Below are 18,759 nucleotides of genomic sequence, written 5' to 3' on the forward strand. Positions count from 1 at the left end.
TAGATAGAGTGGGATTTATCGTAAAAAAGGTGCTGTAGCGTTCCCGCCGGACGGAGAAATAGCGGGAACGCATTGGCGAAAAGTAAACGGATGCTCAACCAGATTCTAATAAATCTATCTTTAAACATCGTTCAGGGAATATAAAAAATCCAGGCGAATCACGAAACTATTTCAAAATGATTACAGGTTGCCAGGAAAATTGTCAGGTAATTCGTTAGCCGGGCAATTAATCACTTCGTCGTTATCCGCGCCGCAATCGCGCACAAAAGTGATGGTGGCGAACTCATCAATCACTTCTGTCGGATACGCCGGGCCAGCTTCACGATAAGAGACCATCAGCGGGATATGATCGTTCTGGAAGCAGACTGTTTTCTCCGGATTATTCATTACCCAACGCGGGAAAAAGATGGTGCCGTGAAACAGTTTGTCGCCGAGGTTAACGATCAGGCTCACGTCGGTGCCGGTCGGTTCGGTCCAGGAAATTTTGTAGATGCTTTCGCCGACGCGAACGATGTAAGCGTGCTGATCTTTCACCCAACGATTCGCGACGATACCGCTGTGAATGCGATAATCCAGGGTGGTGCCATTTTTAACGTAAATTTCGTAGTTCCAGCCATTATCGTAGGTATAAACCAGATGTTTGCCGATAAAACCGCTCAGGTCATGTTTGTCGAATGTGCTCATAATCTGTTCTCCTCTATTTGTTGAGAACAAGCATACTGCTTTAAAAAATGGATGAATAACGCTATGTTTGGATTAAACTCATTCACTTTTTAGATAGATTATGCACAAGACTACGCTGGAACAATGGGCGCTGCTGGAGAAAGTGGTCGAACTGGGTAGCTTCGCGAAGGCGGCGGACGAGACCCACCGCAGCCAGTCGTCGGTGAGCTATAATCTCGCCCTATTGCAGGAGCGCCTCGGCGTCACGCTGCTCACGCCATCGGGACGCCGCGCGGTGCTGACCCCGGCAGGCGAGCTGCTGCTCGGTCAGGTTAAGCCGCTGCTGCAGGCCTTCGCTTACGTCGAAACCCATGCCGCTACCCTGCGTGACGGCGCCCGGACCCGGCTGGATCTGGTGGTCGACAGCATTTTCCCACGCGAACGGCTGTTCGCCATTCTGCGCCAGTTTCAGCAGCGCTACCCGCAAACTCAGGTCAGGCTGACCGAAGTGCTGGAAAACGTTGAGGAAGAGCTTCCGGCCCGCAGCGAGGCGGATGTGATGGTGCTGACCCGTCGTCAGGATATTACCGGCCGCGGCGAATGGCTGATGAATATTGATTTTGTCGCCGTCGCCCATCGCGATCACCCGCTATCCGCCCTCGAAGGGCCGCTGGATGATAACGCGCTGGCTCCCTGGCCGCTGGTGCGCATCGCCGATCGCGGCAACGACCCGCAGTCCGCCCGCGACGCGTGGACGTTTTCCACTATTGATGCCGCCATCGATGCGGTGCTGTATCAGGTTGGGTTTGGCTGGCTGCCGGAAGAGCGTATTCGCCCACAGCTTCAACAAGGGGTGCTGAAAGCGCTACCGCTGGGACACGGCGCGCGGCGGGCAACGCCGCTGCACCTGATCGTGAAGCGTGATTTAACGCCTATTGATGAGCAGGTCGCCACGCTGTTGGATCTGTTCAGAACGCCCTGATGGGCCTGTTTTACCCGGCTCGCGCTGCGCTTAGCCGGGCTACAGAGTCCCAGCCGTCTGCGGAACATTCTGCCTCTCTGCGCTCTGCTCCCGGGGCGGCGCTTGGCGCGCCTTGCCCGGGCTACAGGTTCACCGCCGTCTGCGGGACATTCTGCCTCTCTGCGCTCTGCTCCCGGGGGCGGCGCTTGACGCGCCTTGCCCGGGCTACAGGTTCACCGCCATCTGCGGGCCGGTAGCCCGGACAGATGCGCAGCATCGCCTCCGGGAAATGTGCCGAAGCTGATGCTTCCCGGCTTGCGCTGCGTTTAGCCGGGCTGCAGGCTGGTTCGCCATCCCATACAGCCAAAAGAGCGATATCGTTTTCTTATACTTTCAGGCGCTATATTGATCCAGCTTACGCCGAAAGTATGATGAATCATTAAAATCGTCATACTTTCCTGTCGCTGAGAAAAAGCCTTGTCTATTATCCGCACCACGCTGCTGGCGCTACTCGCCTGCGTTCCTTTGCTGGCCCGCGCCGCGCCGAATGACATCACCACCGCATGGCCGGTCAACGTGGGGCCGCTCAACCCGCACCTCTACACGCCCAATCAGATGTACGCCCAAAGCATGGTGTATGAACCGCTGGTGAAGTATCAGGCGGATGGCTCGGTGAAGCCCTGGCTGGCCACAAGCTGGAGGCACTCGGAGGACGGCAAAGTCTGGACCTTCACCCTGCGCGATGACGTAACATTCTCCAACGGCGAAGCGTTTGACGCCGTTGCGGCGGCGGAGAACTTTCGCGTGGTGCTCGATAACCGCCAGCGCCACGCCTGGCTGGAGCTGGTCAATCAGATCGTCGATGTCAAAGCGCTCGACAAAAGCCATCTGCAAATCACCCTGAAAAGCGCCTATTACCCGTTCTTACAGGAGCTGTCGCTGCCGCGTCCTTTCCGCTTTATCGCTCCGTCGCAGTTCAAAGACAATGAGACCCTGCGCGGCATTAAAGCGCCGATTGGCACCGGTCCGTGGGTACTGAAGGAATCAAAACTCAATCAGTATGACGTGCTGGTGCGTAACGACCGCTACTGGGGTGAAAAGCCGCACATTCAAAAGATTACCGTCAAGGTGATCCCGGACCCGACCACCCGCGCGGTGGCGTTTGAAACCGGCGATATTGATCTGCTCTACGGCAACGAAGGGCTGCTGCCGCTCGACACCTTTGCCCGCTTCAGCCACAACCCGGCCTACCGCACCCAGCTTTCCCAGCCGATAGAAACGGTGATGCTGGCGCTGAACTCCGCCAAAGCCCCCACCAACGAGCTCTCGGTACGTGAAGCGCTGAACCATACGGTGAATAAAAAATCGCTGATTGATAACGCCCTGTACGGCACCCAGCAGGTTGCCGATACGCTGTTCGCCCCCACCGTGCCCTATGCCGATATTGGCCTGAAGCCGCGTCGCTACGATCCGCAGCAGGCGAAGACGTTGCTGGAAAAAGCGGGCTGGGTACTGCCTGCAGGGAAAGATATTCGCGAGAAAAACGGCCAGCCGCTGCGCGTTGAGCTGTCGTTTATCGGCACCGACGCGCTGAGCAAATCGATGGCCGAAATCATTCAGGCCGATATGCGCCAGGTTGGCGTCGACGTGGCGCTGGCCGGCGAGGAAGAAAGCAGTATTTATGCCCGTCAGCGCGATGGTCGCTTCGGCATGATTTTCAACCGCACCTGGGGCGCGCCGTACGATCCGCACGCCTTTATGAGTTCAATGCGCGTGCCATCGCACGCCGATTTTCAGGCGCAGCAGGGTTTAGCCGACAAACCGGTTATTGATAAAGAGATTGGCGAGGTACTGGAAACCCGCGATGAAACGCAGCGTCAGGCGCTGTATCGCGACATTCTGACGCGTCTGCACAACGATGCCGTCTACCTGCCCATCAGCTACGTCTCGATGATGGTGGTCGCCAGGCCGGAGTTGGGCGCGATCCCCTATGCGCCGATCGCGTCTGAAATTCCGTTTGAACAGATTAAGCCGGTGAAACCCTGATGTTACGCTACGCGCTGCGGCGGGTCGCGCTGCTGATACCGATGATCTTCGCCGCTTCGGTGATTATTTTTTTGATGCTCCGCCTGGGCACCGGCGACCCGGCGCTCGACTATTTGCGCCTGTCGAACCTGCCGCCGACGCCGGAGATGGTAGCCTCGACCCGCGCTATGCTGGGGCTGGATCAACCGCTTATCATCCAGTACGGCAGCTGGCTGTGGCGGGCGCTGCAACTGGATTTTGGCGTTTCGTTCGCCACCCAGCGTCCGGTGCTGGATGACATGCTGAGCTTTCTGCCCGCCACCCTGCAGCTAGCCGGTGCCGCGCTGGTGCTGATCCTCCTTACCTCCGTGCCGCTCGGCATCTGGGCGGCGCGCCACCGCGACCGCCTGCCGGATTTTATTGTGCGGATCATCGCCTTTCTCGGCGTGTCGATGCCCAACTTCTGGCTGGCTTTCCTGCTGGTAATGTTCTTTTCGGTTTACCTGCAATGGCTACCGGCGATGGGCTATGGCGGCTGGCGGCACATCATTCTGCCGGCGGTGTCGATTGCCTTTATGTCGCTGGCGATCAACGCCCGTCTGCTGCGCGCCAGCATGCTGGAAGTCGCCGGGCAGCGTCACGTAACCTGGGCCAGACTGCGCGGCCTGAACGCTAAGCAAACCGAGCGTCGCCATATTCTGCGCAACGCCTCGCTGCCGATGATTACCGCCGTGGGAATGCATATCGGCGAGCTGATTGGCGGCACGATGATTATCGAGAATATCTTTGCCTGGCCCGGCGTGGGTCGCTACGCCGTCTCGGCGATTTTTAACCGCGACTACCCGGTCATTCAGTGTTTTACCCTGATGATGGTGATCGTTTTTGTGGTCTGTAACCTGATGGTTGATCTACTGAACGCCGCGCTGGACCCGCGCATTCGCCGCCATGAAGGAGCGCGCTCGTGAACTTTTTCTTCTCTTCACGCGGGTCAGTCCGCATATCTTTGCTCATCATCGCCCTGCTGGCGATCGTTGCCCTCACCAGTCAGTGGTGGTTGCCGTACGATCCGCAGGCCATCGATCTGCCTTCGCGCCTGCTGCCGCCCGGCGGCCAGCATTGGCTCGGCACCGATCATCTGGGGCGCGATATCTTCTCGCGCCTGCTGGCGGCGACCCGCGTATCGCTTGGCTCGGTAATGGCCTGCCTACTGCTGGTGCTGGCGCTGGGGCTCATCGTCGGCGGCAGCGCCGGGCTTATCGGCGGCCGCGTCGATCAGGCCACCATGCGCGTCGCGGATATGTTTATGACCTTCCCGACCTCAATCCTCTCTTTCTTTATGGTAGGGGTACTGGGAACCGGGCTGACCAACGTGATTATCGCCATCGCCCTGTCGCACTGGGCGTGGTATGCGCGGATGGTGCGCAGCCTGACGATCTCCCTGCGCCAGCGCGAGTTTGTGCTCGCCGCGCGGCTTTCCGGCGCGGGCCATATTCGGGTATTTATCGACCATCTTGCCGGTGCGGTGCTCCCCTCGCTGCTGGTGCTGGCGACCCTGGATATCGGGCATATGATGCTGCACGTCGCCGGGATGTCGTTTCTCGGCCTCGGCGTCACCGCGCCCACCGCCGAATGGGGAGTGATGATTAATGACGCCCGCCAGTATATCTGGACCCAGCCGCTGCAAATGTTCTGGCCGGGGCTGGCGCTGTTTATCACCGTCATGGCCTTCAACATGGTGGGCGACGCGCTGCGCGATCGCCTGGATCCCCACCTGATCGCGGAGCACGCCCACTGATGCCGCAACACATTGAACTGCAAAACATCGTCTTACAGGCTGAGCGTGCGCTGGTGCACGGCGTTTCATTGACGATCAAACGTGGGCGCGTGCTGGCGCTGGTTGGCGGCAGCGGCAGTGGCAAATCGCTGACCTGTGCCGCAGCGCTGGGCATTTTGCCTCCCGGCGTGCGGCAAACAGCGGGAACCATTCTTGCCGACGGCAAGCCGGTTTCTCCCTGCGCGCTGCGCGGCAGCAAAATCGCCACCATTATGCAGAACCCGCGCAGCGCTTTTAATCCGCTGCGGACAATGGCCGATCACGCGCGGGAAACCTGCCGGGCATTGGGTAAAGCAGCAGACGACGCCACGCTTATTGCGGCGCTGGAGGCCGTCGGGCTGGAGAACGCGCCGCGCGTGCTGAAGTTATACCCATTTGAGATGAGCGGCGGCATGCTGCAGCGGATGATGATTGCCATGGCGCTGCTGTGCGATGCGCCGTTTATCGTTGCCGACGAACCCACCACCGATCTCGACGCGGTGGCCCAGGCGCGCATTCTCGATCTGCTGGTTAATATTATGCAAAACCGCGGACCCGGGATGCTGCTGGTGACGCATGATATGGGCGTCGTGGCGCGGCTGGCGGACGATGTGGCGGTGATGGATAACGGCTGCATTGTAGAACAGGGCGATGTTGACTCTCTGTTTCGCGCCCCGCAGCACAGCGTCACCCGCGGTCTGGTGGCGGCGCATCTCGCCCTCTATGGTCTGGAGCTGGCCTGATGACATTACTGAGCGTATCCGCGATTAGCCATCAATATACCGATTTAAAGGTACTAAAAGAGGTCTCTTTGGCGCTGAAAAGCGGCGAAACCGTGGCCCTGCTGGGACGCAGCGGCTGCGGGAAAAGCACCCTGGCGCGCCTGCTCGTTGGCCTGGAATCGCCCACTCAGGGCAGCGTCTGCTGGCGGGGAGAACCGCTCTGCCGGCTCAATCGCGCTAAGCAAAAGGCGTTCCGGCGGGATATTCAGATGGTGTTTCAGGACGCCATCAGCGCGGTCAATCCGCGTAAAACCGTACGCGAGATTTTGCGTGAACCTATGCGTCATCTGCTGTCGTTGACCAAAGCGGAGCAGCTGGCCCGTGCCAGCGCAATGCTCAAGGCGGTGGATCTCGACGATAGCGTGCTGGATAAGCGCCCCCCGCAGCTGAGCGGCGGACAGCTGCAGCGCGTCTGCCTGGCGCGGGCGCTGGCGGTAGAACCGAAGTTACTGATCCTTGATGAGGCGGTTTCTAACCTCGACCTGGTGATCCAGGCGGGCGTTATTCGTCTGCTCAAAAATCTCCAGCAACAATTCGGCACCGCCTGCCTGTTTATCACCCACGATTTACGCCTGGTAGAGCGCTTTTGTCAGCGGGTGATGGTGATGGATGAGGGGCAAATCGTTGAGACACAGGCCGTGGGCGACGCATTAACTTTTTCCTCTGACGCCGGTCGCGTGTTACAAAATGCGGTACTTCCCGCCTTTCCCGTGCGCAGAAATAAGGTTTAAGCCAGATGCAACGTATTACCATTACTCTCGACGACGATTTACTCGACACGCTGGATAACCTCAGCCAGCGCCGCGGCTACAACAACCGTTCCGAAGCGATCCGCGATATTCTGCGCGGCGCGCTGGTCCAGGAAACCACTCAGGAGCACGGTATCCAGGGCTTCGCAGTGCTCTCCTATGTTTACGAGCATGAAAAGCGCGATCTCGCCAGCCGTTTAGTCTCCACCCAGCATCACCATCACGATCTCTCCGTCGCCACTCTGCATGTGCATATTAATCATGACGATTGTCTGGAAATTGCCGTGCTGAAGGGGGACATGGGCGACGTTCAGCATTTTGCCGATGATGTTATCGCCCAGCGCGGCGTGCGCCACGGCCATTTGCAATGCCTGCCGACGGAGAAGGAATCCCCCCACTCATAAACTGTGCGCGGCGATAAACGGCTTTTTAACTCGCGAGCGGGGCTAATGCGATCATGCTGGCTCGTTGGCCCATGCGCCTCGTAGCGGTTTTTCTCAACCTTTAATAAACCATATGAATTATACGCTTGGTGAATTATCTCCCTTCGCTAATAATCACGCCTCATTTAACGATCTCGTTATGGCGAGGCTCCTGCATAAACATAAGTTACCGCCCTGTTGGTATCGAGAGAGACCACTCAGGGAAATACAGGCTTCCATCGAATCAAGGTGTTGCCAAGGTAACTTCTGACGGCGTTCATGCCGGACAGATACGTTGTGCAGTGCTAAAACCAGGACGTAGGGATCTGCCTGTGCTCATCCTGTCTTGTTCGCCCCTATGAGTGATTTTTTATAGGGAATTAAACCATGTCTTCCATTCAACTGTGCGCCGCACGCCACGCCACCTCAGCTTTCGACGGCGACGCGATCGCCCAGTACATGCGTACCGATTTCATCACCCTGCCGGAACATCTCAGCGTGCATGAAGCCCGTGAGCTGTTCGTTTCTCAGCTGGCCAGCGATGAGATCCCCGGCCAGGTTTTTGTCGTCGCCGGAAAAAAACTGCGCGGCAGTTTATCGATAAAAAAGCTGCTGCAGGAGAGCGATACCGCGCAATCCATTCGTTATTTAATGGATAGCTGCCTGTTTCGCGTCAGGCCCGACGATCCGCGCCCGCAGGTAGTCGCCGAACTCGGCGAGCGCGGGCTCGATCTGGTGCCGGTAGTCGAAAAGGGCGAGCTGGTCGGCTGCCTGATGGAAAAAGAGATTGCGCATCTGCTGGAAGATGACGTAACCGAGGATGCTCAGCGCCAGGGGGCGACGCTGCCGCTGGAAAAGCCCTATCTGGAAACCAGCCCGTGGGCGCTATGGAAAAAACGTTCGGTATGGCTGCTGCTGCTCTTTGTCGCCGAAGCCTACACCAGCAGCGTGTTACAGCATTTTGAAGAGGCGCTGGAATCGGCTATCGCGCTGGCCTTTTTCATTCCACTGCTGATTGGTACCGGCGGCAACAGCGGAACGCAGATAACCTCTACGCTTGTGCGTTCGATGGCGCTCGGGGAAGTGCGGCTGCGCGATATGGGACGCGTGATCCGTAAAGAAGTTTCAACCTCGCTGCTGATCGCCATTACGCTCGGCCTGGCGGGCTGCCTTCGCGCCTGGATGATGGGTATCGGCATGGAGATCACCCTGATTGTCAGCCTGACGCTGGTATGCATCACTCTGTGGAGCGCGGTGGTGTCGTCGGTGATCCCCCTGACGCTTAAGCGCCTCGGCATCGACCCGGCGGTGGTCTCAGCGCCTTTTATCGCCACCCTCATCGACGGTACCGGATTAATTATCTATTTTAAAATCGCCCAGTATTTTCTCGGGCTGAACTGATTATTTTGCCCGGCGGTGAAGACTCGCCGGGCCGTTTTATTCCCGCGCGAATATCCGCAATCGCATTGAGTAATCTCAGTAATTCTGGAGCAAGCCGGTAAAAAGCGTGCCCTTTCTCCGTTAGAGTAACTTTTCTGATATTCCTGCCGCGCGTAATCAGGTTAAAACCCAGTTCATTTTCAAGCGCACATACGCTGGTTGTTATCAACGAAGGCACAATACCCAACCGCTGCGATGCAATATGAATACTCCCCTCCCGAACCATCAGCATGAATATCTCCACCTGTGATTTATTCATTGCCAAAATTCCTCCTGATCAAACCTTTGGTTACGTTTTAAGTTGTCCGGCACGCAATGTCAATCGGTACAAACGGTCCCTCCGCCATACAAATAAAATAAAGTGTGAAGCTGACCGATCGTGCATTTAATTATGCATTTCAGCCATTTCATTATTAAATACACGACCTCGAGGCGGTGTCCGAGGATGTGAAGGACATCACCAAAAGCCAGCGAAGCAAAAAACAAAATAAACATATTTATCAAGTAATTATGAAAAACATCCCGCCTGAATTAATTTATGGCACACGCCATGCAATTACCTCCACGTAATCAACACTGGAGATAGTTAAATGACGTACAAAATTTTACTCCCGCAGGAAATTATGGCGGAAGGAAGAGAATATCTGGAAAGCCGAGGTTATCAACTGATTAACGGCTCAGGGATGGAAGAAGAAGATATCATTCGCGACATCGGAGATTGCGACGGTATTATCGTACGCCTTTCAAAAATGTCCGATCGCGTATTTGAGGCGGCTAAAAAGCTGAAAGTCGTTGCACGACACGGTGCCGGTTACGATACGGTCGATCTGGAGTCAGCGAAACGTCACGGCGTAGTCGTATTAAATGCGCCAATTGCTAATAGCATGTCCGTTGCCGAACTGGCCATATTTTATATGCTGCACTGCTCGCGTAATTTCAAGCTGGTACAGGAAAAGATGCTTGAAGATTATTACTGGGCAAAATTGCGCACGCCAAAAGTGGAACTGGATGGTAAAACGCTGGGCCTGATTGGCGTGGGAAATATCGGTTCACGCGTGGCAATCAAAGCGCTGCATGGCTTTAATATGAAAGTTATCGCCTACGATCCGTATAAAACCCAGCAGCAGATCCCCGAAGGCGTAGAGCTTACCGACGATTTTGACCGTATTTTCACTGAGAGCGACTTCGTTTCTCTGCACTGCCCGACGACCGCGGAAACCACCGATTTTGTTGGTGAGAAACAGTTTTCCATGATGAAGCCCAGCGCCTACTTCATTAATACCGCACGCGGAAAGCTGGTTGATGAAAAAGCGCTGTATCACGCCTTGAGCACCCACGCTATCGCCGGAGCGGGCGTGGACGTCTTAAAGAAAGAGCCGTTTGATGCCAACGATCCGATTTTCTCGCTAAGCAATATCGTGATTGCCCCGCACATTGGCGCCGCCACTATCGAAGCGACCGACAGAGCCTCGCTCCATTCCGCAATTGGCATTGATGAAGTCTTATCCGGTAAGAAACCGTCCTGGCCGGTCCCGGGTTTTTAAGGAGAAAAACATGACTATTGGTAACCGTATTTTTTTAAAACGTCCGGCCTGCAGCGTCGATCTTCTTAAAGAATTTGAACAGCTCCCGGCGGCGAATATTGCTGACACCATGAATCGTATTGCCGTACTGGGTAACGGGATTAAACGTATTTCTTCGCCGAAAAAACCGATTATGGCGGGCTTCGCCATCACCGTAAAAGTTCGCGCGGGCGATAACCTGATGCTGCACGCCGCGCTGGATATGGCGGGTGAGAACGATGTGATTGTGGTCTCCAACGAAGGCGACCGTTCGCGAGCGCTGATGGGCGAGATCATGGTGGCCTACGCCCACTGCATGAAGAAAGTCGCCGGTATCGTGCTGGACGGGCCAATCCGTGACATCGATGCGCTGTCGGTTCTCGATTTTCCGCTGTTCGCCACCGGCTCCAACCCCGCAGGCCCGTTTAAACAAGGTCCGGGCGAGGTGAACACGCCGATCGCCGTTGGCGGCGTCGCGGTTTGTCCGGGCGACCTGATCGTCGGCGATGCGGATGGCGTGATTGTTATCCCCCTCGGTGACGCAGAAGCCGTACTAAATAAAGCCAAAGATTATGCAAAATTCGATGCCAGCAAAGTAGAGGCCGCGAAAAACGGCACCGCGAATCGCCTTTGGGTCAAAAAATCACTGGATGAGACAGGCGTTGAGTTTATCGACGACATGTATCGTTAATTTGATTAAATAATATCAGGCCGCGGTGCCCTGACGGGCCGTGGCTTTAAAGCAAAGGTAATAAAAATGCTTTATTTAAAACTCTTGCCCATTATCTTTTTTCCCGTTTTATTTTGGATAATACCGCACCCGGAAGGCGTCGCCGCACCGACCTGGCACATGGTTGGCATCTATCTGGCGATGCTGTGCGGACTGGTTTTACGTCCGTTTACCGATGCGGTCATTATGCTGATTATTCTCGGGTTTGCCTCTCTGGTTCTCGACCCTGCTCCTCTGTTTGCGGGTTTTGGTAGCCCGATGGTCTGGTTTATCATCAGCGCCTTTATTATTTGCAAAGCGTTTGTCATTACCGGTCTGGGTAAACGTATCGCCTATCTGTTGCTAAAACGCTACGGTAAAAATACCCTCACCCTGGGTTATCTGATGATGGTGACGGATACCGTACTGGCCCCGGCAACGGGTTCAAATATGTCCCGTTCCGGAGGCATTACCTATCCCATCTTCAGGAATATCGCCGAAGCGCTGGGCTCGAAGCCCGACGACGGTAGCCGGAAAATCGGCGCCTATCTGACCATCCTGATGTACGTCGTCTCAATGGGAACCTCCAGCCTGTTTCTGACGGGGATGGCGACCAACTCAATTACCGTCTCGCTGGCCAACGAGATCATGAAAGTGAATCTCGAATGGATGACCTGGTTTAAAGCCGCCGTAGTGCCAGCCGGACTGGTGCTGCTGCTCGCGCCGTGGATACTGTATAAAATCTACGCGCCAGAACTGAAAGTTATCGATAACGTCAATGAAATTGCCGAGAAGGGTCTGCGTGAGCTCGGTCCGGTAAAACGAGAAGAGAAGCTGCTGATCGTATTCTTTATTCTGGGCGTACTCGGCTGGATGACGGGTTCCATCACCGGTATCGCCTTTATTCCCGTCGGCCTGGCTTTCCTCGCCTGCCTGCTGCTTTTCGGCGTACTGAGCTGGAATGACGTGGTGAGCGAAAAATCGGCCTGGCAGACCTTCGTCTGGTACGGCGCGTTTTATGGGTGCGCGGTTGCGCTATCAAAAGGCGGGTTCTATGTCTTCCTGGTCGACGTCATCAAAAACTATCTCGACCTGTCACACCTGAATGAAATCAGCGCGATTGCCGTGCTGGTCTTTATCAGCCTTGCCGTCCGCTATTTCTTTGTCTCTAATAGCGCGTTCGTCGTCTCATTCTACCCGGTACTTTTTACCCTGGGAATGACGACTCAGGCGCATCCTATGTACGTGGCGCTATCTCTGGCCTTCTCCGCAGGCTATGGCGCATTGCTTACGCATTATGGCAATGGCGCCGGCGTATTTACGTTCTCCAGCGGCTACGTCCCACAAAAAACGTTCTGGATGCTGGGCACCATCATGGTGGTGGTCAACGTATTAATCTTTTTCCTGATCGGCATACCCTACTGGAAGTTTATTGGCATTTAACAGGAGCATAAAATGAAACTGGATATTCTGATTAAAAATGGTCTGGTCGCCGATCTTGATAGCCGCGATTATATTAATCGCAATATTGGCATCATCGGCGATCGTATCGTTGACTTGAATGCCGTTGATGATTTGCAGGCCGAAACGGTGATTGATGCCGCGGGTTGTATCGTGCTGCCTGGCTTAATCGACTTCCATGGCCATGTTTTTCATGGCGGAACCGCCATCAGCGTTAACCCTGATATCGTATGCTTGCCTAATGGGGTCACCAGTATGGTCGATGCCGGCAGCAGCGGCTGGGTAAATTATCAGCTTTTTCGCAATAGCGTGATTCATCCTGCCATGGTGAAAATCAAAAGCTATTTGAACGTGGTCAACGTTGGGCTTTCTACCCTCGGCGGCGGCCCGACCGGTTATCTGGAAAATACCAATCCGGCAAATTACAACGAGGAGAAGATAGCGCAAACGCTGAATGGCAACAGAGACAATATTCTCGGCTTGAAACTACGCTACAGCCAGGATATCGCCAAAGGGAAACAGTACGCCAGCGACCCGCTTCTCTCTACCGTCTCCCTGGCGCGTAAACTCGATACCACGATTTGCGTTCACGTCACGGATTCTCTTCTCTGCGCCGATGAACTGATCCGCTATTTTAATGCCGATGATATTTATGCGCACTGCTTCCACGGCACCGGCCACTCGATTCTTAATGAACAGGGCGAGGTCTATGCGGCGATAAAAGAGGCGCAGTCCCGGGGCGTTATCTTTGACTGTTCAAACGGCGTGGCCCACTTTGATTTTCACGTTGCCAGAACCGCCATGGAGCAAGGATTTTATCCGGATATCATCAGTACCGATCTCACTTTGCGAAATAGCTTACGGACGGATAAGGTTTACAGCCTACTCCACGTCATGTCGAAATATCTCAACATGGGAATGTCCTTCTTCGATGTTGTTCGCGCGGTAACCGCTACGCCCGCTCGCCTGATGAAGATGCAGGGGCAAATTGGTACCCTGGCGCCCGGCGCTTTTGCTGACGTTTCGATTGTTAAACTGCAAAAAGAGAAGATTGTTTTTGAAGATACTCAGGGCGTTAAAATTGAAGGCGACCGTTACATTGATAACTGCGCTACCCTGTGTAATGGTCAAATTGTCTACCGCCGCCTGCGCTTCTAATCGCTAATTATTAAGCCTTACGTCTACATCGGCGTAAGGCTTTTATTCTGAATCACGCATAATATGACTTCCCTCATTGATTCTCCTCGCTCTCATCATATACTAAGACTTGCCTACCCTGATGTCTGTGAGAATAATGCATGAATAATAATGAAATTGTTATCTTTTCAGTTTCCAGGACAATAACCCAACGAATTATGAATGTCCTTATTGAAAGGAAACTCGATATCCCCGTATTTGAATTTCGTTATTCAGATGTTCTCGATAAAGCCCATGAGATGATTCAATCCGGCACTAAGATAATTATTAGCCGGGGCGGTACCGCCGCACTTTTGCGTAGCAACATTACTATCCCTGTCATTGAAATCGCCCATGATTTCCATGGCGTTTATCGCATCTTACAGGAAGCCAACAGCAAATCGCAAAAAATTGCCGCCGTTGGTTTCCCGCAGTTTTGTAGCGCCTTACGCCATTACCAAAACATGACTAATGAAGAGTTTAAAATTTGTCAGGTTTACAACCATCACGATATTGAAAATGTTATAAAAAATCTTTCGGAGAATAATTATCATACCGTAATCGGCGGGCTGACCGTTGCTGAAATGGCGCAAAAATATCACCTCAATGCTATTATGGGTGATACCGATAATATTTCCATTGAGCAGGCCATCAATGAAGCTCACAGTTTATTGAAATACATTAATCGAGAACACAGCAAACTGATCATGAGCCACTCAGCATTGAATCAGGCGCGTGAAGGTATTATGTGCATCGATCAGCTTGGTGAAATTATCAATATCAACGCCACCGGCGTGGCATTATTCCAATGTCAAGCTGGAGATAAAATATTCAAAAAAGAAGCTTTTAAAGAGATCTACGCCAGAATTATTAATGAATTAGACATCAAAGAGCAGGCTATAGACATCAACGGCGTAACGATTCATATTTCCGTGCGCCACTTTTCTAACCGAAAAATATCTTATGCCGTTATTACGGGGTTAAGCCAGGAGAGTACGCTTTGGCAAAACAGCGTCAACAAAAAAAGTAAGCTCCGCGGTTTTTCCACCACCTGGTCTTTCGATGATATTATTGGTCAGTCTCCAGCAATACTCGATGTCATAAAAAAAGCCAAACTGTGCGCCCGCCATGAACTTCCCATCCATATTTTGGGCGATACCGGCACGGGCAAAGAGCTTTTCGCCCAGAGTATTCATAACCATAGCGCCAGAAGCCATAGCCCTTTTATCGCGATTAACTGCGCGGCCATCCCTGAGGGTATTCTGGAAAGCGAACTCTTTGGCTATGCCGACGGCGCATTTACCAGCGCGCGTAAGGGCGGAAAACCGGGGGTGTTTGAAATGGCGATGAACGGCACGGTGTTTATCGATGAAATCAGCGAAGCGCCGCTATCGGTACAGGTCAAACTGCTGCGCGTATTGCAGGAGAAGCAGTTTTCTCGTCTCGGCGGCGATACGCTTATTACCGCCGATTTTCGCCTGATCACCGCCAGCAATAAGGATCTACGCCCGCTCGTCGCCAGCGGTGAGTTCAGGCAGGATCTGTACTATCGAATCAATATTCTTGAGTTGAGTCTACCGGCCTTATGCCAGCGACCGGGCGATATCATGCCGTTGATTCAGCACCTGCTTCATCAACAGGGTAAGCAAATCACCTTTACCCCCGATGCGGTGGATTTTTTGCATGGTTATCGCTGGCCTGGCAACATTCGTGAACTCCAGGCGGTGATCTACCGACTCATCGTCCTGGTGGATATTGATCGAGTGAGCAAAGAGATTTTGCTGCAGGTCAGTCAAATATCGCCGGATGACGACAATGAGGGCTCTCACCTCCCGGCCACGGGCGTGACATCAGATGAAACCGATTTATTAAAGAAACAAGAGAAACGGCTGATTACCCATGTCATAGAAAAAACCGACGGGGACAGGACCAAAGCCTCGGTGATGCTCGGCATCAGCCCCACGACCCTATGGCGCAAATTAAAGCAGCACAATATCAGCGGATAAGGCGGAGCCGGGTCTGCTGATACAGAGCAGGAATTATTTCTGTTCCGCTAAAGCCTGCGCGCAAGCCCAGGCTGATGCCCACGCCCACTGGAAGTTATAGCCGCCCAGCCAGCCGGTAACGTCCATCACTTCGCCGATAAAGTACAGACCGGGCACCCCGCGGGCTTCCATGGTGCGCGAAGAGAGCTCATTCGTATCGACGCCGCCGAGGGTTACCTCCGCCGTGCGATAGCCTTCGGTGCCATTCGGCTGGACGCGCCATGCGGTCAACGTCTCCACCAGCGCCTGCTGCTCACGAACGTTAAGCTGTTTCAGGGTGACATCCGGAAGCTGGCCCAGCTGCTGTAAGCACTCAACCAGCCGCTTCGGCAGCTGCATCGCGAGGGTGTTTTTCAGGCTTTGATTGGGATGCGCCGCGCGCTGCTCGTCGAGGAAGTCATCAAGATGGCAATCCGGCAGCAGATTGATGCTGACGAATTCTCCCGGCTGCCAGTAGCTGGAAATTTGCAATACCGCCGGTCCGGACAGCCCACGGTGGGTAAAGAGCAGATTTTCCCGGAAGACGGTACCGTTTTCCGCCGTGATGGTCGACGGTACCGACACCCCGGAAAGCACCTGCAGCTGTTCAAGCAGCGGCTTATGTAAGGTAAACGGCACCAGGCCCGCTCGGGTCGGCAGCACCTTCAGGCCAAACTGCTCGGCAAGCTTATAGCCGAACGGCGAAGCGCCCAGACCGGGCATGGATAACCCGCCGGAGGCGACCACCAGCTTTTTCGCCGCCACCGTCTCGCCGTTAAGCTGCAGCGTGTAGCCCTCATCATCCCGCTCAACGCTGATAATTTCGCTGCGCAGGCGAATTTCCACGCCGCCTTTTTCACACTCGGCCAGCAGCAGGTTAACGATTTGCTCGGCGGAATCATCGCAGAAAAGCTGGCCCAGGGTTTTCTCATGCCAGGCAATACCGTATTTGCCAACCAGATCGATAAAGTCCCACTGGGTGTAGCGCGCCAGCGCAGATTTGCAAAAATGCGGGTTTTGACTGAGATATGCCGCGGGTTCGATATACATGTTAGTAAAGTTGCAACGGCCACCGCCAGACATCAGGATTTTACGCCCGGGCTTTTTGCCGTTATCGAGTAACAGCACCCGGCAACCTGCCTGCCCCGCCTGCGCCGCACAAAACATTCCCGCCGCTCCGGCGCCGATTACGATGGCATCAAACCTTTCCACACAACATTCCTCATATCCCGATTGTCGGGAATTGTAAATTTTTCACTCTGGTCGCACCAGCCTGAAAAAAACAGATTTCTGTACCTCATTGAAAGATATAGAAATACTCCCAACAAGGTAAAACTTAAACAGGAAGAAAATCAAAAAAAGTCTATATTTCACTTTGCCCGCGCCGCGAAAGTCACTGATAATGCGCCGCGTTCATGTCCTCAAAATGGCGTAACGTCCTATGCTACATTTATTTGCCGGTCTGGATTTACATACCGGGCTATTATTATTGCTTGCTCTGGCTTTCGTGCTTTTTTACGAAGCGATCAATGGTTTTCATGATACCGCAAACGCTGTTGCAACGGTGATCTACACACGCGCAATGCGGTCGCAGCTTGCTGTGGCGATGGCGGCTCTTTTTAACTTCTTCGGCGTTCTGTTGGGCGGTCTCAGCGTAGCCTATGCCATCGTGCATATGTTGCCGACCGACCTGCTGCTTAACATGGGTTCAGCGCATGGCCTCGCCATGGTCTTTTCCATGCTGCTGGCGGCAATCATCTGGAACCTCGGCACCTGGTACTTCGGCCTTCCGGCTTCCAGCTCGCACACCCTGATCGGCGCGATCATCGGTATTGGTTTAACCAATGCATTGATGACCGGCACGTCGGTGGTGGATGCGCTGAATATCCCGAAAGTCATGGGTATTTTTGGCTCGCTGATCATCTCGCCAATCGTAGGTCTGGTGGTGGCGGGCGGCCTGATTTTCATTCTGCGTCGCTACTGGAGCGGAACCAAAAAACGCGCCCGTATCCACCTGACCCCCGCCGAGCGTGAAAAGAAAGACGGCAAGAAAAAGCCGCCGTTCTGGACGCGTATTGCGCTAATTCTGTCCGCCATTGGCGTCGCGTTCTCCCACGGCGCGAACGATGGCCAGAAAGGCATTGGCCTGGTGATGCTGGTGCTTATCGGCGTTGCCCCGGCGGGCTTCGTGGTCAATATGAACGCTTCCGGCTACGAAATCACCCGTACCCGCGATGCGGTCAACAACGTGGAAACCTTCTTCCAGCAGCGCCCTGAGCTGTTGAAGAAAGCGACCGGCGCCGAGCAGCTCATTCCGTCTCCGGACGCAGGGGCCGCCGCTAACGGCGAGTTTCACTGCCACCCGGCAAACACCATCAACGCGCTTGACCGCGTGAAGACGATGCTGGCCGGTACCGAAAGCTACGACACGCTCTCCGTTGAGCAGCGTAGCCATCTGCGCCGTATTATGCTCTGCATCTCCGACACCACCGATAAAGTGGCTAAACTGCCGGAAGTGAATGCTGACGATAAGCGTCTACTGAAGAAGCTGAAAACCGATATGCTGAGCACCATCGAGTATGCGCCAATCTGGATTATTATGGCGGTTGCTCTGGCGCTGGGAATCGGCACCATGATCGGCTGGCGTCGCGTGGCGACCACTATCGGCGAGAAAATCGGTAAGAAAGGGATGACCTATGCGCAGGGTATGTCAGCGCAGATGACCGCAGCCGTATCGATTGGTCTGGCGAGCTATACCGGGATGCCGGTTTCCACCACCCACGTGCTCTCCTCCTCGGTAGCGGGGACGATGCTCGTTGATGGCGGCGGCCTGCAGAAGAAAACCGTCACCAGCATCCTGATGGCCTGGGTGCTCACCCTGCCCGCAGCGATTCTGCTGTCCGGTGCGCTGTACTGGCTCTCGCTGCAGTTTATCTAAGCGGGTATCAGTCAGAAGAGAGACAAACGGGTCA

17 protein-coding genes and 1 riboswitch are annotated in these 18,759 nt (G+C 54.4%); of the genes, 14 read left to right on the forward strand and 3 right to left on the reverse strand.

Annotated elements, in window-relative coordinates; all coding sequences use genetic code 11:
- Positions 1-180: 180 nt before the first annotated feature.
- Entirely contained in the window at positions 181-687 is a 507-nt protein-coding gene (locus CMQ96_RS05285; RefSeq protein WP_024359806.1) for a phenolic acid decarboxylase, read from the reverse strand.
- 97 nt (positions 688-784) lie between these two features.
- On the opposite strand from CMQ96_RS05285, the gene CMQ96_RS05290 reads away from it, so the two are divergent.
- From CMQ96_RS05290 to CMQ96_RS05325, 8 genes are all read left to right on the forward strand, one after another.
- Entirely contained in the window at positions 785-1,645 is an 861-nt protein-coding gene (locus CMQ96_RS05290; RefSeq protein WP_024359805.1) for a LysR family transcriptional regulator, read from the forward strand.
- Positions 1,646-2,101: 456 nt separating this feature from the next.
- Positions 2,102-3,670 (forward strand): nickel ABC transporter substrate-binding protein, encoded by a 1,569-nt coding sequence (nikA, locus tag CMQ96_RS05295; protein ID WP_098066155.1) that lies wholly within the window; start codon positions 2,102-2,104, stop codon positions 3,668-3,670.
- Complete coding sequence (gene nikB / locus CMQ96_RS05300; RefSeq protein ID WP_004134764.1) at positions 3,670-4,614, forward strand: nickel ABC transporter permease subunit NikB; 945 nt, start codon at positions 3,670-3,672, stop codon at positions 4,612-4,614. Before nikA ends, nikB begins: the two co-directional genes overlap by 1 nt.
- Positions 4,611-5,444 (forward strand): nickel ABC transporter permease subunit NikC, encoded by an 834-nt coding sequence (nikC, locus tag CMQ96_RS05305; RefSeq protein ID WP_004134761.1) that lies wholly within the window; start codon positions 4,611-4,613, stop codon positions 5,442-5,444. Before nikB ends, nikC begins: the two co-directional genes overlap by 4 nt.
- Positions 5,444-6,205: a nickel import ATP-binding protein NikD gene (gene nikD / locus CMQ96_RS05310; protein WP_024359803.1), complete on the forward strand. Its 762-nt coding sequence runs from the start codon at positions 5,444-5,446 to the stop codon at positions 6,203-6,205. Before nikC ends, nikD begins: the two co-directional genes overlap by 1 nt.
- Positions 6,205-6,975 carry a nickel import ATP-binding protein NikE gene (gene nikE, locus CMQ96_RS05315; protein WP_004134753.1) on the forward strand — a complete coding sequence of 257 codons (771 nt, stop codon included), beginning with the start codon at positions 6,205-6,207 and terminating at the stop codon, positions 6,973-6,975. Before nikD ends, nikE begins: the two co-directional genes overlap by 1 nt.
- 5 nt (positions 6,976-6,980) lie before the next feature.
- Positions 6,981-7,397 carry a nickel-responsive transcriptional regulator NikR gene (gene nikR, locus CMQ96_RS05320; protein ID WP_004134751.1) on the forward strand — a complete coding sequence of 139 codons (417 nt, stop codon included), beginning with the start codon at positions 6,981-6,983 and terminating at the stop codon, positions 7,395-7,397.
- A 165-nt stretch (positions 7,398-7,562) separates the two neighbouring features.
- A riboswitch (M-box (ykoK) riboswitch) is annotated at positions 7,563-7,746 on the forward strand.
- A 56-nt stretch (positions 7,747-7,802) separates the two neighbouring features.
- A complete protein-coding gene (locus tag CMQ96_RS05325) occupies positions 7,803-8,816 on the forward strand; it encodes a magnesium transporter (protein WP_024359800.1) in 1,014 nt (337 codons plus the stop codon).
- Here the strand turns inward: CMQ96_RS05325 and CMQ96_RS05330 are convergent.
- The gene (locus tag CMQ96_RS05330; RefSeq protein ID WP_071830703.1) at positions 8,782-9,114 is read right to left on the reverse strand and encodes a LysR family transcriptional regulator; all 333 of its coding nucleotides are present in this window, start codon (positions 9,112-9,114) and stop codon (positions 8,782-8,784) included. The genes CMQ96_RS05325 and CMQ96_RS05330 overlap by 35 nt on opposite strands.
- 331 nt (positions 9,115-9,445) lie before the next feature.
- Between CMQ96_RS05330 and CMQ96_RS05335 the strand changes: the two genes are divergently transcribed.
- From CMQ96_RS05335 to CMQ96_RS05355, 5 genes are all read left to right on the forward strand, one after another.
- Complete coding sequence (locus CMQ96_RS05335; protein ID WP_004134748.1) at positions 9,446-10,399, forward strand: hydroxyacid dehydrogenase; 954 nt, start codon at positions 9,446-9,448, stop codon at positions 10,397-10,399.
- Between the two features lie 10 nt (positions 10,400-10,409).
- Positions 10,410-11,108, forward strand: coding sequence for an RraA family protein (locus CMQ96_RS05340; RefSeq protein WP_004106638.1), 699 nt, complete (start codon positions 10,410-10,412; stop codon positions 11,106-11,108).
- A 66-nt stretch (positions 11,109-11,174) separates the two neighbouring features.
- Entirely contained in the window at positions 11,175-12,569 is a 1,395-nt protein-coding gene (locus tag CMQ96_RS05345) for a DASS family sodium-coupled anion symporter (protein ID WP_024359797.1), read from the forward strand.
- 12 nt (positions 12,570-12,581) lie between these two features.
- Positions 12,582-13,745: a metallo-dependent hydrolase gene (locus tag CMQ96_RS05350; RefSeq protein WP_004134742.1), complete on the forward strand. Its 1,164-nt coding sequence runs from the start codon at positions 12,582-12,584 to the stop codon at positions 13,743-13,745.
- A 140-nt stretch (positions 13,746-13,885) separates the two neighbouring features.
- Positions 13,886-15,769, forward strand: coding sequence for a sigma 54-interacting transcriptional regulator (locus CMQ96_RS05355; protein WP_098066158.1), 1,884 nt, complete (start codon positions 13,886-13,888; stop codon positions 15,767-15,769).
- A 33-nt stretch (positions 15,770-15,802) separates the two neighbouring features.
- Here CMQ96_RS05355 and CMQ96_RS05360 read toward each other — a convergent pair whose 3' ends face one another.
- Positions 15,803-16,999, reverse strand: coding sequence for an NAD(P)/FAD-dependent oxidoreductase (locus CMQ96_RS05360; RefSeq protein WP_064410555.1), 1,197 nt, complete (start codon positions 16,997-16,999; stop codon positions 15,803-15,805).
- Between the two features lie 229 nt (positions 17,000-17,228).
- Between CMQ96_RS05360 and pitA the strand changes: the two genes are divergently transcribed.
- Positions 17,229-18,725 (forward strand): inorganic phosphate transporter PitA, encoded by a 1,497-nt coding sequence (gene pitA / locus CMQ96_RS05365; protein ID WP_004126266.1) that lies wholly within the window; start codon positions 17,229-17,231, stop codon positions 18,723-18,725.
- The last annotated feature ends 34 nt before the right edge of the window (positions 18,726-18,759 follow it).

This window comes from Klebsiella sp. MBT K-1 (genome assembly GCF_002556465.1).
In the GTDB taxonomy this organism is placed as follows: domain Bacteria; phylum Pseudomonadota; class Gammaproteobacteria; order Enterobacterales; family Enterobacteriaceae; genus Klebsiella; species Klebsiella grimontii.

Excerpts from the sequence above, each read along its gene's own strand:
- CMQ96_RS05290 (WP_024359805.1), top strand. The coding sequence starts at position 785 with ATGCACAAGACTACGCTGGAACAATGGGCGCTGCTGGAGAAAGTGGTC.
- nikB (WP_004134764.1), top strand. The coding sequence starts at position 3,670 with ATGTTACGCTACGCGCTGCGGCGGGTCGCGCTGCTGATACCGATGATC.
- nikD (WP_024359803.1), top strand. The coding sequence starts at position 5,444 with ATGCCGCAACACATTGAACTGCAAAACATCGTCTTACAGGCTGAGCGT.
- nikE (WP_004134753.1), top strand. The coding sequence starts at position 6,205 with ATGACATTACTGAGCGTATCCGCGATTAGCCATCAATATACCGATTTA.
- nikR (WP_004134751.1), top strand. The coding sequence starts at position 6,981 with ATGCAACGTATTACCATTACTCTCGACGACGATTTACTCGACACGCTG.
- CMQ96_RS05325 (WP_024359800.1), top strand. The coding sequence starts at position 7,803 with ATGTCTTCCATTCAACTGTGCGCCGCACGCCACGCCACCTCAGCTTTC.
- CMQ96_RS05330 (WP_071830703.1), bottom strand. The coding sequence starts at position 9,114 with ATGAATAAATCACAGGTGGAGATATTCATGCTGATGGTTCGGGAGGGG.
- CMQ96_RS05335 (WP_004134748.1), top strand. The coding sequence starts at position 9,446 with ATGACGTACAAAATTTTACTCCCGCAGGAAATTATGGCGGAAGGAAGA.
- CMQ96_RS05340 (WP_004106638.1), top strand. The coding sequence starts at position 10,410 with ATGACTATTGGTAACCGTATTTTTTTAAAACGTCCGGCCTGCAGCGTC.
- CMQ96_RS05345 (WP_024359797.1), top strand. The coding sequence starts at position 11,175 with ATGCTTTATTTAAAACTCTTGCCCATTATCTTTTTTCCCGTTTTATTT.
- CMQ96_RS05350 (WP_004134742.1), top strand. The coding sequence starts at position 12,582 with ATGAAACTGGATATTCTGATTAAAAATGGTCTGGTCGCCGATCTTGAT.
- CMQ96_RS05355 (WP_098066158.1), top strand. The coding sequence starts at position 13,886 with ATGAATAATAATGAAATTGTTATCTTTTCAGTTTCCAGGACAATAACC.
- pitA (WP_004126266.1), top strand. The coding sequence starts at position 17,229 with ATGCTACATTTATTTGCCGGTCTGGATTTACATACCGGGCTATTATTA.